General features: G+C 71.8%; 13 protein-coding genes and 3 pseudogenes. 3 read left to right on the top strand and 13 right to left on the bottom strand.

Features of this window, described 5'->3' with window-relative positions; translation table 11 throughout:
* The first annotated feature begins 41 nt into the window (after positions 1 to 41).
* Positions 42 to 371, top strand: a complete 330-nt coding sequence (locus AC2W7J_RS00080) for an ArsR/SmtB family transcription factor (protein WP_255184658.1) — start codon at positions 42 to 44, stop codon at positions 369 to 371.
* The gene (locus tag AC2W7J_RS00075; protein WP_485980799.1) at positions 368 to 883 is read left to right on the top strand and encodes an SRPBCC family protein; all 516 of its coding nucleotides are present in this window, start codon (positions 368 to 370) and stop codon (positions 881 to 883) included. Before AC2W7J_RS00080 ends, AC2W7J_RS00075 begins: the two co-directional genes overlap by 4 nt.
* Positions 884 to 886: 3 nt before the next feature.
* On the opposite strand, the gene AC2W7J_RS00070 is transcribed toward AC2W7J_RS00075, so the two are convergent.
* The 12 genes and pseudogenes from AC2W7J_RS00070 to ahpC all read right to left on the bottom strand — a co-directional run bounded on the left by AC2W7J_RS00070 (position 887) and on the right by ahpC (position 12,270).
* A complete protein-coding gene (locus tag AC2W7J_RS00070; protein WP_485980797.1) occupies positions 887 to 2,389 on the bottom strand; it encodes an acetate--CoA ligase in 1,503 nt (500 codons plus the stop codon).
* 58 nt (positions 2,390 to 2,447) lie between these two features.
* Complete coding sequence (locus AC2W7J_RS00065; protein WP_255184661.1) at positions 2,448 to 3,278, bottom strand: aldo/keto reductase; 831 nt, start codon at positions 3,276 to 3,278, stop codon at positions 2,448 to 2,450.
* Positions 3,279 to 3,524: 246 nt separating this feature from the next.
* Positions 3,525 to 4,517 carry an NAD(P)H-dependent flavin oxidoreductase gene (locus tag AC2W7J_RS00060; protein WP_485980795.1) on the bottom strand — a complete coding sequence of 331 codons (993 nt, stop codon included), beginning with the start codon at positions 4,515 to 4,517 and terminating at the stop codon, positions 3,525 to 3,527.
* A gap of 19 nt (positions 4,518 to 4,536) precedes the next feature.
* Positions 4,537 to 5,324, bottom strand: a pseudogene (locus tag AC2W7J_RS00055) (SDR family NAD(P)-dependent oxidoreductase).
* A 1,117-nt stretch (positions 5,325 to 6,441) separates the two neighbouring features.
* Positions 6,442 to 6,849, bottom strand: a pseudogene (locus AC2W7J_RS00050) (FAD-containing monooxygenase EthA); the annotation flags it as partial.
* 65 nt (positions 6,850 to 6,914) lie between these two features.
* Positions 6,915 to 7,058 (bottom strand): annotated as a pseudogene (locus AC2W7J_RS00045) (hypothetical protein); the annotation flags it as partial.
* A 42-nt stretch (positions 7,059 to 7,100) separates the two neighbouring features.
* Positions 7,101 to 7,403 (bottom strand): hypothetical protein, encoded by a 303-nt coding sequence (locus tag AC2W7J_RS00040; protein ID WP_485980836.1) that lies wholly within the window; start codon positions 7,401 to 7,403, stop codon positions 7,101 to 7,103.
* Complete coding sequence (locus AC2W7J_RS00035) at positions 7,304 to 8,473, bottom strand: FAD-dependent oxidoreductase (RefSeq protein WP_485980793.1); 1,170 nt, start codon at positions 8,471 to 8,473, stop codon at positions 7,304 to 7,306. The genes AC2W7J_RS00040 and AC2W7J_RS00035 overlap by 100 nt, the downstream gene beginning before the upstream one ends.
* Before the next feature lie 24 nt (positions 8,474 to 8,497).
* Positions 8,498 to 9,313, bottom strand: a complete 816-nt coding sequence (locus AC2W7J_RS00030; RefSeq protein WP_485980791.1) for an alpha/beta fold hydrolase — start codon at positions 9,311 to 9,313, stop codon at positions 8,498 to 8,500.
* A gap of 105 nt (positions 9,314 to 9,418) precedes the next feature.
* The gene (locus AC2W7J_RS00025) at positions 9,419 to 9,847 is read right to left on the bottom strand and encodes a cupin domain-containing protein (RefSeq protein ID WP_485980789.1); all 429 of its coding nucleotides are present in this window, start codon (positions 9,845 to 9,847) and stop codon (positions 9,419 to 9,421) included.
* Positions 9,848 to 9,897: 50 nt separating this feature from the next.
* Positions 9,898 to 11,577: an alkyl hydroperoxide reductase subunit F gene (gene ahpF, locus AC2W7J_RS00020; protein WP_485980787.1), complete on the bottom strand. Its 1,680-nt coding sequence runs from the start codon at positions 11,575 to 11,577 to the stop codon at positions 9,898 to 9,900.
* A 126-nt stretch (positions 11,578 to 11,703) separates the two neighbouring features.
* Positions 11,704 to 12,270: an alkyl hydroperoxide reductase subunit C gene (ahpC, locus tag AC2W7J_RS00015; RefSeq protein ID WP_485980786.1), complete on the bottom strand. Its 567-nt coding sequence runs from the start codon at positions 12,268 to 12,270 to the stop codon at positions 11,704 to 11,706.
* Between the two features lie 310 nt (positions 12,271 to 12,580).
* Here ahpC and AC2W7J_RS00010 point away from each other — a divergent pair, with 310 nt between their 5' ends.
* On the top strand, positions 12,581 to 13,744 hold the full coding sequence (locus tag AC2W7J_RS00010) for a S1 family peptidase (RefSeq protein WP_485980785.1): 1,164 nt from the start codon (positions 12,581 to 12,583) through the stop codon (positions 13,742 to 13,744).
* Positions 13,745 to 13,844: 100 nt separating this feature from the next.
* On the opposite strand, the gene AC2W7J_RS00005 is transcribed toward AC2W7J_RS00010, so the two are convergent.
* Positions 13,845 to 14,443, bottom strand: a 599-nt coding sequence (locus AC2W7J_RS00005; RefSeq protein WP_485980784.1) for a 3'-5' exonuclease, incomplete at its 5' end; no start/stop codon positions are given.

Below are 14,443 nucleotides of genomic sequence, written 5' to 3'. Positions count from 1 at the left end.
ATTCCTTGACAGGCATATGCTTTGAGAGGAATATTCATCGCATGGCCACGCGCGACGTCTTCACCCTCCTCGCCGACCCGACCCGACGGCGGATCCTCGAGGAGCTGTGTGCGGGCGAGCGCACCGTGGGCCAGCTCGTCACCGCGCTCGGCACGCCCCAACCCAGCGTGTCGAAGCACCTCAAGCAGCTCGGCGAGGCCGACCTCGTCCGCGCTCGCGTCGACGGGCCTCGACGGCACTACGCCGTGCAGGCCGACCAGCTGCTGGTCCTCGACCTGTGGCTTGCGCCCTTCCGCAGGGCCTGGGCCGATCGGCTCGACGACCTCGAGCGCCACCTCGACACCATGGACGACCACCAGGAGCAGTCATGACCCAGTCCACCAGCACCCCGCTCGGCACCGTGACCCGCGACGGCGCCGCCGTCGTCCTCACCTACGACCGCCACCTCGCGCACGCCCCGGAGAAGGTGTGGCGCGCGCTCACCGAGTCAGAGCACCTGCACGATTGGTTCCCTGCCGACTTCGTCGGCGAGCGGGCGAAGGGAGCCCAGGTCACCCTGCCCTTCTGGCCGGAGGCGGACGAGCAGCCGGAGGACACCCCCACCCTGACCGGCGAGATCCTCGAGTGGGACCCGCCGCGGACCTTCGCCTTCATGTGGGACAGCGAGAAGATCCACTTCGAGCTCACGCCCAGCGACGAGGGCACCCGGCTCGTGACGCGGGTCCACGTCGTCGACCCGGCCGAGCGCGGCTGGCCGAGCAATGCCGCGGGGTACCACATGTGCCTCGACGCGCTCGCTGCCTCGCTCGACGGGCAGCGGATCGCGATCTTCGAGCAGGTCGGCATCCCCGAGCTCGAGGCCACCTACACCGCGCGCGGCTGAGCCTCAGCCCAGGTCGCGCCGCACCACCTTGCCGTTGGCCGTGCGGGGCAGCGCGTCGGCGAAGCGCACCTCGCGCGGTCGCTTGTAGGCAGCCAACCGCTCGGCCGCTCGCTCGACCACCTTGTCCCGCAAGGCATCTCGGTCGGTGACGTCCGGCGTCGGCACGACCCAGGCGCACACGATGCTCACCCCGTCGCCGACGTCGAGGGCGGCGACGGCCACCTCGGCGACGCCCGGCACCCCGGCGAGCGCCTCCTCGACCTCGACCGGGGAGACCCGGTAGCCCATCGCATTCATGACGTCGTCAGCACGGCCGTGATAGGTCAGGTAGCCGTCGGCGTCGACCTCCGCGAGATCGCCAGTGACGAACCACTCGCCCCGCATGACCTCGGCCGTCTCGTCGGGCCGCTGCCAGTAGCCGAGCATGAGGCCGGGGTCCTCTCGGTGGACCGCCAGACGGCCGACCTCGCCGACCGAGAGCTCTACGGGCGAGGACTGCGGGTCCTCGAGCACCTCGGGGTCGAGGACCCCGATGCGCCGGCCCGGCTGCGCCCGCCCCGGGCTGCCGGGCCGCACCGGCATGCCTGGCCCGGTCGAGACGAAGGTCGAGATCTCGCTCATGCCGAGCGACTCGTGCAGCGGCACCCCGGTCGCGGCGCCCCACTCCTCGAGCAGTGCCGTGGGCAGCGCCTCCCCGGCGACGAGCGCGGCCCGCAGGGAGCTCAGATCCCACTCCCCCGGGTCGCCGTGGCGCAGCAGGTGACGGTAGACCCCGGGGACGGCCGCGAGATGGGTCGCCTGGTGCGCGTGGACGATTCGCGGCCAGACGAGCCCGTCGCGCGGGCCGTCGTGGACGATGGCGGTCGCGGCGTTGGCCCACGGGTCGGTGAGCCCGACCCCGAGCGTGTAGGTCCAGTTGAGCGCCCCGGCGTGGAGCATGACGTCGCCCTCGCCGAGGCCGTACCAGCCGCGGTACATCGGGCGGCGGCCCCAGGCGCTGCGATGGGCGTGGACGACCCCCTTCGGCCGTCCGGTCGTGCCGGAGGTGTAGGTGATGAAGGCGGGGCGGTCGGGGTCACCGAGGTCGTGCTCGGCCCGCTCGCCGCCGGCCACCCACCGGTCGACATCGTCGGAGGTGACGACCGAGATGCCTTGCGGCACAGCGAGATCGAGGTCGGGATCGAGGGCCACGGCCCGGGCGCCGCTGTCTGCGAGCAGCCCGGCGGCCTCGTCGGCGGTCAGCTGCGCGCTCGTCGGCACGGCGACGAGCCCGGCCGCGATGGCCCCGAAGAAGACGAAGGGGAACTCCGCCCGGTTGCCCATGCGCAGCAGCACCCGGTCGCCCGGGTCCAACCCCAGCCCAAGGAACCCGGCGGCCACCGCACGCACCACGTCGTCGACCTGCGCGAAGGTCCAGCGCGAGTCCTCGTCGTCACCGTGGACGACGACGAGCGCGTCGCGCCCCGGTGCACGAGCGGCGGGGTCGGCGACGCAGTAGGCCGACATGCGACGGACGGGGACGGCACGCCGCACCCGGGCGACGGGCCGACGGCCAGCGCTGCGCTCACATCTCCTCGTGGCGGTCCGGGTCGGCGTCGAAGAGGCGCCCGTCGGGACGGCCGAGCGCGGTGATCGCCTCGGTCTCGGCCTCGGAGAGGTCGAAGCCGAGGACCTCGAGGTTGGTCCGCTGGCGCTCCGGGTCGCCGGACTTCGGCAGCGGGAGCGACCCGAGGTGCAGGTGCCAGCGCAGGACGACCTGGGCGGGCGTGACGTCGTGGGCCCGGGCGGCGGCCACCACGGGAGCCGCCTCGAAGATCTCGCCCCGGCCGATCGGGCTCCACGCCTGCGTCGTGATGCCCCGCTCGGCGTCGGCGGCCCGCTGCTCCGTTTGCGGGAAGGCGGGGTGCATCTCGACCTGGTTGCTCGCCGGAGTCACGCCGGTCGCCTCGATGATCTCGTCGAGGTGGGCGGGCGTGAAGTTGCTGACGCCGATCGAGCGGACCAGCCCCGCCTCGCGCGCCTCGACGAGCCCCTGCCAGGCCTGCACGTAGTGCCCCTGCGAGGGGTTGGGCCAGTGGATGAGCACGCTGTCGAGGTACTCGAGGTCCATGACCTGCAGCGAGGTCTCGATGCTCTTGCGGGCGCTCTCGTGGTCGCGACCGGGGACCTTGGTCTGGACGAAGACATCGCCGCGGTCGACGCCACTCGCCCGGATCGCCTCGGTCACCTCGCGCTCGTTGCGGTAGTTGACCGCCGTGTCGATGAGTCGATAGCCCACCTCGAGCGCCGACGCGATGGCGCGCACGCCGTCGTCCCCGCGCAGGGGGTAGGTACCGAATCCGAGGACCGGCACCGACGTGCCGTCCCCGAGGACGCGAGTGGGGATCTCAGCCATGCCCTCCACGCTAGCCCCGCGGTCCACCGGGACGAAGGGGGGTTCCGCACCCGCTCACGGCGGGTCTTCGACGCCAGCCAGCGGACGACGGGGACGGTATGGCCCGACTCATGAAGAAGTCCGGTCGCCAACTCTGCAAGACCCTAAGGTCTTGCAGAGTTGGCGACCGGACTTCTTCTTAGGGCCACGCCGTCCCCGTCGGGAGCCGACCAGGATGGAGGTCGGGGAACGTCTCCCTGGGCTCACCTACTCGCCGAGGACCGCGAGCAGCTCCCCCTTCGCCTGGGTGTACTCGGCCTCGAGCTGGTCGACGAGCTCGGCCACGGGGACGACGGAGTCGATGCCGGCGACGGACTGGCCGGCGCTCCAGATCTCCTTCCAGGCCTTGGGCGCGGTCGTCGAGGTCGTGCTCGGCGGCTCCTCGGCGTGCGGGTTGGTCACGTGGCCGAGGTCGACCCGCTCGGGCACCGGCAGGTGGTCGGGGTCGAGGCCGGCGGCGACGATGCTCTCGCGCAGGAAGTTCGCCGGGATGGTGCTGATCGACGGGGTGTAGACGATCTGCTCGGCGCTGTGCCCGACGAGCATGTCGCGGTACTCCTGCGACACGAGCGACTCGCTCGTCGCGAGGAAGCGCGTGCCCATGTAGGCCAGGTCGGCACCGGCGGCCTGGGCGGCGAGCACGTCGCGACCGCTCGACAGGGCACCGCTCAGCGCAAGCGGCCCGTCCCAGACCGCGCGCACCTCGCTGATCAGGGCGAAGGGGTTGAGCCCGCCGGCATGCCCACCGGCACCGGCGGCGACGAGGATGATCCCGTCGACCCCCGCGGCAGCAGCCTTGGCCGCGTGCTTGGCATTGGTGACGTCGTGGAAGACGAGCCCGCCGTAGGAGTGGACCGCGTCGACGACCTCCTTGGCCGCGCCGAGGCTGGTGATGACGAGCGGCACCTCGTGGGCGACGATCCGCTCCAGGTCGGCCTCGATGCGCTTGTTGCTGCTGTGCACGATGAAGTTGACGCCGTAGGGAGCCGGCTGCCGATCGCCGGGCTCGGCCAGCGAGTCCTCGATCTGGGTCAGCCAGCCGTCGAAGTCCTCGGTCGTGCGCAGGTTGAGCGCGGGGAAGGTCCCGAGGACCCCCGCGCGACAGGCACCGACGACGAGGTCGACACCCGACCCGAGGAACATCGGCGCGGAGATGATCGGCAGGCGCAGTCGGCCCTGGAGCTGCTGGGGCATCGTCATGGCCCCATGGTGGCAGTCGCTACTGGCGCTTCGCCGCGAGGGCCATCCCTCGACCCATGAGCGACCAGTACCGCGCGGGCAGCAGCCGGGCGACGGCGTCGAGCGCGCGGGCGTCGTTGCCGATGAGCAACCGGGGGCGCCGGGCGACGGCGGCCTCGATGATCTCCTCGGCGGCCCGGTCGGCCGGGTAGCGCAGCACCTTGTCGAAGGCCGCCCGTCCGCGCTCGGCCTCGTCGGGGTCGGTCCCCGCGGGGATCCGAGCGTTCTTGGCGATGCCGGTGCGGATGCCGCCCGGGTGCACGCTCGTGACCCCCACCGGCTGGCCCTCCGCCTCGAGCTCGCTGCGCAGCGACTCGCTGAACCCGCGCAGCCCGAACTTGCTCGTCGAGTAGGCCGACTGCCCGGGCGGGCCGATGAGCCCGAAGAGGCTCGAGGTGTTGACCACCTGCCCCTGACCGTTGGCGAGCATGAGCGGCAGCAGCGCCCGGGTGAGCCGGATCGGCACGAGCAGGTTGATCTCGAGCAGCCAGTCGAAGTCCTGTGCCGAGACGTCGACGAACCGGCCACCGACCGCGACGCCGGCGTTGTTGAAGAGCATCGTCACGCCGGCGTGCTCGTCGCGGATGCGGGCGATCACCTCGTCGGCAGCGGCCCGGTCCGACAGGTCGACGACGAAGGGGGTGACCCTCGCCCCGGGCGTCTCCCGGCCGATCTCCGCGAGACCCGCTCGAGGCCGGCGGCATCGCGGTCGAGGACGACGAGGTCGGCCCCGCGTCGGGCCAGCCCCTTGGCCAGGTGCTCGCCCATGCCACCGGCGGCACCGGTGACGACGGCCGTGCCGCCGGCGACGACGAGCTCTGGCCGGCTCACCGGACGATCTCCGCCGGCACCTCGGTGGCCGCATCCGTGGTCGGCCGTCGGCGAGCCCTCCTGCAGTCGCGCCCTGACCGGCGCCGGCAGGCACCTCGACGACGTCGCCGACGGACCCGTCGACATTGCTCGAGCTGCCCGGCAGCGGCAGCTGCGCCGGGGCCGCGGCTCCCTGGGGCAGGGACACTCCCTTCGCCCCGAGCGGAGCGAAGAACATGTCCTCGGTGACGTCGGCGCGGCCGAAGGCGATCTTGTCCTTGACGTAGCTCTGCGGCATCGTCCACGGGGCGCGGTCGCCGACCTTGGGGAAGGCCGAGACGATGCGCTGCACGTAGCCCGAGGTGAGGTCGAGGATCGGCCCGGCGGTCATGCCGTCGGGCGCGACCGGCACGGCGACGCCGAGGCCGTGGTCACGCAGGTGCACGAGCAGGCGGGCGACGTAGCGGCTGACGAGGTCGGCCCGCAGCGTCCACGACGCGTTGACGTAGCCGACGGTCATCGTGAGGTTGGGGACCCCGGCGAGCATGAGGCCGCGGTAGGCATAGGCCCGCTCCTGGGCGACCGGCTCGCCGTCGACCGACAGGCTCGCGCCGCCGAGCAGCTGCAGCCGCAGGCCCGTCGCCGTGACGACGATGTCGGCCTCGACGACGCGACCGTCGGTAAGACGGACCCCCTCGGGGACGAAGCGCTCGATGTGGCCGGTGACGACCTCGGCGCGACCGCGGCGGATCGCCGCGTAGAGGTCGCCGTCGGGGACGGCGCACAGGCGCTGGTCCCACACGTCGTAGGGCGGGGTGAAGTGCTCGTCGACGACCTCCTTGGGCAGGAAGGCGCGGGCCTGGCCGAGGACGATCGCATTGGCCGCCCGCGGGCGCTTGCGCGAGAGCTCGTAGAGGAAGGTCTGCAGTCCGAGGTTCTTGATCCGGGTCAGGGTCTGGACCCGCTGCGGGCTGAGCCGCTTGCGCAGGACCTGGACGAAGGGGTCGACCCCCGGCTGCGAGAAGACATAGCTCGGCGTGCGCTGCAGCATCGTCACGTGCGCCGCGGTCTGCGCCATCGCCGGCACGACGGTGACGGCGGTCGCGCCGGAGCCGATGACGACGACCCGCTGCCCGGCGTGGTCGAGGTCCTCCGGCCAGAACTGCGGGTGCACGACGGCGCCGCGGAAGTCCTCGACACCGACGAAGCCCGGGTCGTGCGCCTGCTCGTAGTCGTAGTAGCCGCTGCCGAGGTGCACCCAGGCCGCGCGCACCTCGCGCCGCCCGGCGGCGGTGTCGACCTGCACCGTCCACTCCTGGGCCTCGCTCGACCAGTCGAGCGAGACGACCCGGCAACCGGTGTGGGTCCGCTCGTCGAGCCCGCCCTCGCGGGCCGTCTCGCGGACGTAGTCGCGGATGTCGCCGCCGTCGGCGATCGCCTTGCGCCCCTGCCACGGGCGGAAGGGGAAGGACAGGGTGAACATGTCGAGTCCGACCGCACTCCCGGGTAGCGGAAGAGGTCCCACGTGCCGCCGGTGCGCTCCCGCGCCTCGACGATCACGAGGTCGACGCCGGGGTCGGCCTCCAGGATGCGGTGGGCGGCGCCGATCCCGGAGATGCCGGCACCGACGACGAGGACGTCGACGTGCTCCGGCAGCTCCCGGACGGCGGTGTCCTCGGGCGCGGTGGTCATGCGGTGCCTTCCTGCGGTGCGGCTAGTTGCCTCACCAGTAACCTACGCGTCGCGCGGCGGCCCCGCCAACACCTCGTTGAGCGCCTCGGTCGACGAGGGGTGCGTCCAGATGCCGTCGCGCAGCTCGCTCGCGGTCACCCCGGCGCGCATCGCCAGCGCCACGAGGTTGATCAGCTCCTGGGCGTCGACCGTGTGCAGCGCGGCCCCGAGGACGAGGTCGGTCTCGGGGTCGACGCAGAACTTGATCAGCCCATGGGTCTCGCCGAGGATCTTCGGCCGCGGCATGGCGGCGATCTTCGCCACCGGCTTCGCATGGACGGCGACGTCGACCCCCTTCGCCCGCAGCTCCTCCTCGCTCGCGCCGACCCGGCCGAAGGGGGCGAGACGAAGGTCGTCGTGGGGACGGCGACGCGGTCGGCGGTCGAGCGCGATCCGTCACCGGTGAGCAGCGAGAGCACGATCCGGTGGTCGTCGTAGGAGACATAGGTCTGCTGGGGGCCGCCGTTGACGTCGCCGGTGGCGAAGACGCCTTCGGCGCTCGTGCGCAGGTGCTCGTCGACGACGATCGCGCCGGCGTCGTCGGTCTCGATGCCGGCGGCGTCGAGACCGAGCCCCTCGGTCGCGGGGACCCGGCCGACGGCGACGAGCACGGCGTCGGCGACGAGCGAGCCACCCTCCCAGCCGACGGTGACGGCGCTGCCGTCGTCCTCGAAGCCGCTCACGGCGACGCCGGTGCGCACCTCGACACCGCGGTCGGTGAGGGCCGTGGTCACGGACTCGGCGACGTCGGCGTCCTCGCGGGCGAGCAGCCGCTCGCCGCGCTCGAGGACGGTGACCTGCGAGCCGAAGTCGGCGAACATGCTCGCGAACTCGAGGGAGATCGGCCCGCCGCCGACGATCGCCAGGCGCTGCGGGAAGGGGCTGACGTGCTGGATCGACGTCGAGTCGTGGATGCGCGGGCCGTCGGCGCCGGGGACGTCCATGCGGCGAGGCACCGCGCCCGTGCCGACGATGACCGTCTCGGCGGTGATGAGCAGGTCGTCCTCGCCAGCGGTCACGCGCACCCGGCGCGGGCCGACGAAGCTGGCCGCGCCGCCGACGACGAGCCGCACGGCGTCGACGGTCTCGAGCATGGCGCGGTTGGCGGCGTTGAGCTTGGCGATGAGGGCCTCGCGCGCGTCGACCGAGCGGTCGAACCACGCGGCCGGGTCGTCGCCCTCACGCCGCTCCTCGGCCTGGTGGACGAGGGCCTTGGTCGGGACGCACCCGATGTTGATGCAGGTGCCGCCGATCATGTCGGCGGCCTGCTCGACGATGGTCGCGGAGCGGCCGGCCCGGCCGAGGGCACCCGCGAGGGTCTTGCCCGCCTTGCCCCAGCCGATGACGAGGACATCGGTCTGAAGTTCTTCGCTCATGGGGCCGACGCTAGCCCCCCGGGCTCACGACGCGGGTGCCACCTCGGCGGCGCGGCCGATCGTCGCGAGCACGACGTCGACGACGAGCTCGGGGTGGTCGATCTGCGGGCAGTGCCCGCAGTCGGGCAGCGGGACGTGCGTCGCCTCGGGCAGCCGCTCGCGGGCCGCGCGGGCCTCCGAGGGCAGCAGCAGCCGGTCACCGTCGCCCCAGGCGATCGTCGTCGGGACGACGACGTGGCTGGTCGTGCGCAGGAAGGTCCCGCGGACGAAGTGCGGCCAGAAGCCCTTGGCCCGGCGCAGGTTGAGGGTGTCGCCGACCGCTGCCTCGACGGTGACCTTCTCCGGGTGCGTGTAGAGGGCGCGGAAGGCGAGCTTGCGGAACCACGCGTGGGCGGTGAGGCGGCGGTGCAGCGCCTCGGGCAGGTGGCTGCCGACCTTCATGAAGAGCAGGTTGCCCGCGACATTGGCCAGGTGCCACGGCGGGAAGAACCCGGCCGGCGACAGGGCCGTCGCGCTGCTCACGACGCCCTCACGGGCGGCCATCTCGAGGACCATCGCCCCGCCGAGGGAGTTGCCGACGACGTGCGGGCGCTCGATGCCCAGCTCGCGGAAGAGTCGCTCGAACTGCTCCGCGTGACTGCGCATGGACCAGCCGTCGGGGCGGGTCGGCCTCGGCGACTCCCCGTGGCCGGGCAGGTCCACGACGTAGACGTCGTGACCGCGTGCCGCGAGCATCTCCGGTACCTCACCCCATGCCTGTCGGCGGTGGCCGATGCCGTGGACGAGGACGACCGGCGCGCCAGTGCCGGGGAGGTGCGTGTAGGCGATGCTGCTCTGCATGAGTGGGAGGTTACTGGCCAGTCACCTCGAGCGCCAGACCCTGCACGAAGGGTGGGACCCGCCGGCTGGCAGGTCCCACCCTTCGTCGCTGGTGGAGCGGACGGATCAGTGCTCGTTGGGGTCCGCGTCCTGGTCGGCCTTGGTGGCGTGGACCGTGCCGTGCACGTGCTCCGGCGGGCCGTAGAGGGAGTAGACCTTGAGCGGCACGTCGCCGATGTTGGTGACGTTGTGCCACTGACCCGCCGGCACCATGATGATGTCGTCGTCGCCGACCTCGCGGTCGAAGGAGAGGTCGTCCTCGGCCGGCCCCATCTGGGCGCGGCCACGGCCCTCCTCGACCCGGATGAACTGGTCGTGGTCCTCGTGGACCTCGAGCCCGATGTCGTCGCCGGGCGCGATCGCCATGACGGTCAGCTGCAGGTTGGTGCCGGTCCACAGGGTGGAGCGGTAGTTGGAGTTCTGCAGCGTGGCCGACTCGATGTCGACGACGTAGGGGGCGGGGCCGTGGTCGGAGAGGTCGATCTGCTCGCTCATGCGCACTCCTGATGTGGTCGAAGGGGGATGACGGCGACGGTAGCGGTGGGTCAGGCCGAGGCGCCCACCGAGTCGGGGACGTCGATCTGGTCGCCGGCCTCGAGCGGGCCGTCGGCGGCCTTGGTCGCCGCGACCGCGGCCTCGTCGCTCGGGGCGCTCGTGCGGATCAGGTGGTCGAAGGCGCTCAGCGAGGCCGTCGACCCGGCACCCAGGGCGGTGACGATCTGCTTGTAGGGCTCGACCGTGCAGTCGCCCGCGGCGAAGACGCCAGGCAGGTTGGTCCGGCCGACGCCGTCGATGACGATCTCGCCGCGCTCGGAGAGCTCGACCGCGTCACCGAGCCACTCGGTGTTGGGCAGCAGGCCGATCTGGACGAAGACACCCTCCAGGGCGAGGGTCTCCCCTTCGCCGCCGTCGCGGGGCTCGACGACGATGCCGGTGACCTTGCCACCGTCGCCGACGACCTCGGTCGTCTTCGTGCCGAGGCGGATGTCGACGTTGGGCAGCGAGCGCAGCTTGCGCTGGAGCACCTCGTCGGCGCGCATCTCGTCCATGAACTCGACGAGCGTCACGTGACCGACGATGCCCGCGAGGTCGATCGCAGCCTCGACGCCGGAGTTGCCGCCGCCGATGACGGCGATGCGCTTGCCCTTGAAGAGCGGGCCGTCGCAGTGCGGGCAGAAGGTGACGCCCTTGTTGCGGTACTCCTCCTCGCCGGGGACACCCATGGTGCGCCAGCGGGCACCGGTCGCGAGGACGACGGTCTTGCCCTTGAGCGTGGCGCCGCCCACGAGGTCGATGACCGTCAGCCCGTCGTCGCCGGTCGACAGGCCGGCCGCGGCCTGGCTGCGGATCATGTCGACCTCGTACTCGCCGACGTGGCGCTCGAGGTCGGCCGCGAGCTTCGGGCCCTCGGTGTGCGGGACGGAGATGAGGTTCTCGATCGCCATCGTGTCGAGGACCTGGCCGCCGAAGCGCTCGGCGACGAGACCGGTGCGGATCCCCTTGCGCGCCGCGTAGATCGCGGCGGAGGCACCGGCGGGGCCACCGCCGACGACGAGGACGTCGTAGGGCTCACGCGCGGAGAGCTCCTCGGCCACGCGGGCGGCGGAGTCGCCACCGGACAGCTCGTCGACCTTGCCGACGATCTCGGCGAGCTCCATGCGGCCGGAGCCGAAGGACTCGCCGTCGACGAAGACGGTCGGCACGGCGAGCACGCCGCGGCGCTCGGCCTCCTCGGGGAAGACGGCGCCGTCGATGGCGGTGTGGGTGATGCCGGGGTTGAGCACGCTCATGAGGTTGAGGGCCTGGACGACGTCCGGGCAGTTCTGGCAGCTGAGCGAGAAGAAGGTCTCGAAGTGGTGCTCACCGGTCAGACCCTTGATCTGCTCGATGACGTCCTGCGCGGCCTTGCTCGGGTGCCCGCCGACCTGGAGCAGCGCCAGGACGAGGGAGGTGAACTCGTGGCCCATCGGGATGCCGGCGAAGCGGACGGACACCTGCGGGTCGGACACGCGGGTGATCGCGAAGGACGGGATTCGCTCGTCGAGGTCGCTCCCTTCGGCCACCCGGCGGGTGATGAGGTCGCTCATCCCCTCGATCTCGACGATCAGCTCGTCGAGCTCACGGGACTTGGGGCCCTCGTCGAGGCTCACGACGAGCTCGATCGGCTCGCGGAGGTTGTCGAGGTAGGCCTTGAGCTGGGTGGCGAGGTTCTGGTCGAGGGCCATGGTGCGAGCGACTCCTGCAGGGACGAAGGGGGTGTGGCTGGGGGTGGGTGGGGGCGGGCGGCGAACGCCGCCCCCACCAGAGATGCACCGTGCGTGACGGCGATCAGGTCGAGCGGAGAGGCTCGATCAGATCTTGCCGACGAGGTCAAGCGAGGGGGCGAGGGTCTCGGCGCCCTCTTCCCACTTGGCCGGGCAGACCTCACCGGGGTTGTTACGGACGTACTGGGCAGCCTTGACCTTGCGGACGAGCTCCTTGGCGTTGCGGCCGATGCCCTCAGCGGTGATCTCGAGGAACTGGATGACACCGTCGGGGTCGACGAGGAAGGTGCCGCGGTTGGCCAGGCCCTCGTCCTCGCGCAGGATGTCGAAGTTGCGCGAGATGGTCGCGGTCGGGTCGCCGAGCATCGGGTAGGTCACCTTGCCGACGGCGTCGGAGGTCTCGTGCCACGCCTTGTGCGTGAAGTGCGTGTCGGTCGAGACGGAGAAGACCTCGACGCCCAGGCCCTTGAGCTCCGCGTCGTACTCGGCGGCGAGGTCCTCGAGCTCCGTCGGGCAGACGAAGGTGAAGTCGGCCGGGTAGAAGAAGAAGATCGCCCACTTGCCGGCGATGTCCGCCTCGGAGAAGTCCTTGAAGTCACCGTTGATGTAGCCGGTGGCCTGGAAGGGCTTGATCTGGGTGTTGATGAGGGACATGCGTGGTCTCCTGTGCATCTCTCGGGTTCAGGTCGCTCCATCCGGCGCGGACTTGACCGCTCCGTTGATTGGAACGACTCCAGATTAGCCAAGGCCCTCCTTCGATGCAAACCGGGGCGGCGACATCGACGTGAACCCTGCGTGTGAAGGGCGCGAACTCACCCGGCAAGAGTCAGGGGGACCGCCCCAGCGGTCGGGATATCGCCAGCCGGTCCCGGATTCGGTCAGGTGGCGTGGCGCGGGTCACATCTTCCCGCCACCCTCGACTCACCGGCCGGACACCCCCGGCTCGCCACCGAAGGAGAACCCCATGACCTCGCGCAGCACCCTGATGCTCACGGCCGCCCTCGCCGGCGCCGGCACGCTCCTTGCCCCGGCCGCCACCGCGGCCCCCGTGCCGGACGGCGGGGTCTCCACGCAGGACCCGATGACCTCCTACGTCATGGAGCGCGACGGCAAGACCCGGGCACAGGCCCGCGCCTACCTGGCGACCAAGGACACCAAGCAGGCCACGCTCCGATCGCTCGAGGCGAAGGGGGTCACGGCCGACGGCGCGTGGTTCGACGGCACCCAGCTCGTCGTCGGGGTCGACTCCGCAGCCGACGCCGCGAAGGTCCGTGCCGCCGGGCTGCGCCCGAGCACCGCTGTGGGACAACGGGATCTGGATCGCGTCGCGGCCAAGGTGCTGGGCCAGGCCGGCGCCTCGAAGCACGTCGTCACCGTCGGACCCGACCTGCAGCAGGGCGTCGTCGAGGTGCGGATCGCCGCGGACGCACCCGACTCCCTTCGCCAGCGCATCGCGGCCATGGACCGGGTGACCGTGACGACCGCCGACGAGCTGACGACGCAGGCCGACGTCGTCCCGGGCCGGATCATGGACCTCTCCCCCGGGACCAACTGCTCGCTCGGCTACCCGGGCAAGACGTCCAGCGGCAACAACGTCCTGCTCACCGCCGGCCACTGCGTCGAGGGCCTGCCGGACATCCTCGACGCCAACGGCACCCACATCGGGCGGGGCACCCACACCCGCTTCCACGAGGGCTACAGCAGCGTCGACATGGGCCTGATGGACATCGACTCCGAGGACGTCGGCCAGCCCTACGTCGACAGCCGCGGCCACTCCGGGTACTACGCCGTCCAGGGCGCGAGCAAGAACGCGGTCGGCTCCGAGATCTGCAAGGCCGGCAACACGACGGGCTGGACCTGCGGCACGATCAAGGCCTACAACCGCACCGTCAACTACGGCGGCACCATCGTCTCCGGCCTCGCCGAGGCGAGCGTGTGCACGGAGGGCGGCGACTCCGGTGGCGCCTACATCGGCGTCGGCAACCTCGCCCAGGGCATGACCTCCGGCGGTCCCGTCGGTGCCGACTGCGGGTACAACCGCGGCTACGCGGCCGGCTCCTACAGCTTCTACCAGCCGGTCGTCGACGCGGCGAACTACTACGGCGTCACGATCGACACGGCGAACTGACCCTCCTCACCCACGCTCGACCCTTCGCATCCCCCTATGGCAATGCAGAGTCTCGATGTCGAGAGACCGCATTGCCGTAGGGGGATGCAATGTGGGGCCCTCAGCCGGACACGTCCGCGAGGGTCAAGGGCGTGCGCGAGCGAAGGGCGAGCTCGGCCACCTGGGCGAGGTAGAGCTCCGCGCACCCGAGGGCGTCGGCGAGCGGGTCGTGGGCGCGGTAGCGGGGCAGGCCGAAGCGCTGGCGCGCGGCCGCGAGCCGCAGCTCACCGCCCGCGGGCTCGGGTTCGGTGCCGAGCGGTCCCTCGAGGACCCGACGCTGCAGCCGCATCGTGTCCACGGACGGCGGGACGAAGGGGGCGCCGAAGACCCGCTCGCACTCAGCCGAGAGGAATCCGGCCTCGAGACCCGCGTGGTGGGCGAGCAGCACCCGACCGGCCAAGGCATCGAGCAGCCGCGCGAGGGCCTCGCGCGGTGGCACCCCGGCGGCCACCGCATCATCGGTCAGTCCGTGGAGGGTCGCGGACTCACCGACGTCCGCCCCCGGCCTGACGACGAGACGTCTGGCTCCCCCGAGGACCACGCCCAGCCCGTCGACGGGCACCCAGGCGACTCGGCGACGATCCGGTCCCTGCCCGGGGTCCCAGACCCCGTCGTCTCGAGGTCGACGGCGAGCAGCGGCAGCTCGGCCACCGGGGTCCC

This window comes from Janibacter sp. CFPM2_SD2 (assembly GCF_057364645.1).
This window is presented reverse-complemented; position numbering and strand designations above follow the sequence as displayed.

Excerpts from the sequence above, each read along its gene's own strand:
- ahpF (WP_485980787.1), bottom strand. The coding sequence starts at position 11,577 with ATGGCCCTCGACCAGAACCTCGCCACCCAGCTCAAGGCCTACCTCGAC.
- ahpC (WP_485980786.1), bottom strand. The coding sequence starts at position 12,270 with ATGTCCCTCATCAACACCCAGATCAAGCCCTTCCAGGCCACCGGCTAC.
- AC2W7J_RS00080 (WP_255184658.1), top strand. The coding sequence starts at position 42 with ATGGCCACGCGCGACGTCTTCACCCTCCTCGCCGACCCGACCCGACGG.
- AC2W7J_RS00030 (WP_485980791.1), bottom strand. The coding sequence starts at position 9,313 with ATGCAGAGCAGCATCGCCTACACGCACCTCCCCGGCACTGGCGCGCCG.
- AC2W7J_RS00075 (WP_485980799.1), top strand. The coding sequence starts at position 368 with ATGACCCAGTCCACCAGCACCCCGCTCGGCACCGTGACCCGCGACGGC.
- AC2W7J_RS00065 (WP_255184661.1), bottom strand. The coding sequence starts at position 3,278 with ATGGCTGAGATCCCCACTCGCGTCCTCGGGGACGGCACGTCGGTGCCG.
- AC2W7J_RS00060 (WP_485980795.1), bottom strand. The coding sequence starts at position 4,517 with ATGACGATGCCCCAGCAGCTCCAGGGCCGACTGCGCCTGCCGATCATC.
- AC2W7J_RS00025 (WP_485980789.1), bottom strand. The coding sequence starts at position 9,847 with ATGAGCGAGCAGATCGACCTCTCCGACCACGGCCCCGCCCCCTACGTC.
- AC2W7J_RS00070 (WP_485980797.1), bottom strand. The coding sequence starts at position 2,389 with ATGTCGGCCTACTGCGTCGCCGACCCCGCCGCTCGTGCACCGGGGCGC.
- AC2W7J_RS00035 (WP_485980793.1), bottom strand. The coding sequence starts at position 8,473 with ATGAGCGAAGAACTTCAGACCGATGTCCTCGTCATCGGCTGGGGCAAG.
- AC2W7J_RS00010 (WP_485980785.1), top strand. The coding sequence starts at position 12,581 with ATGACCTCGCGCAGCACCCTGATGCTCACGGCCGCCCTCGCCGGCGCC.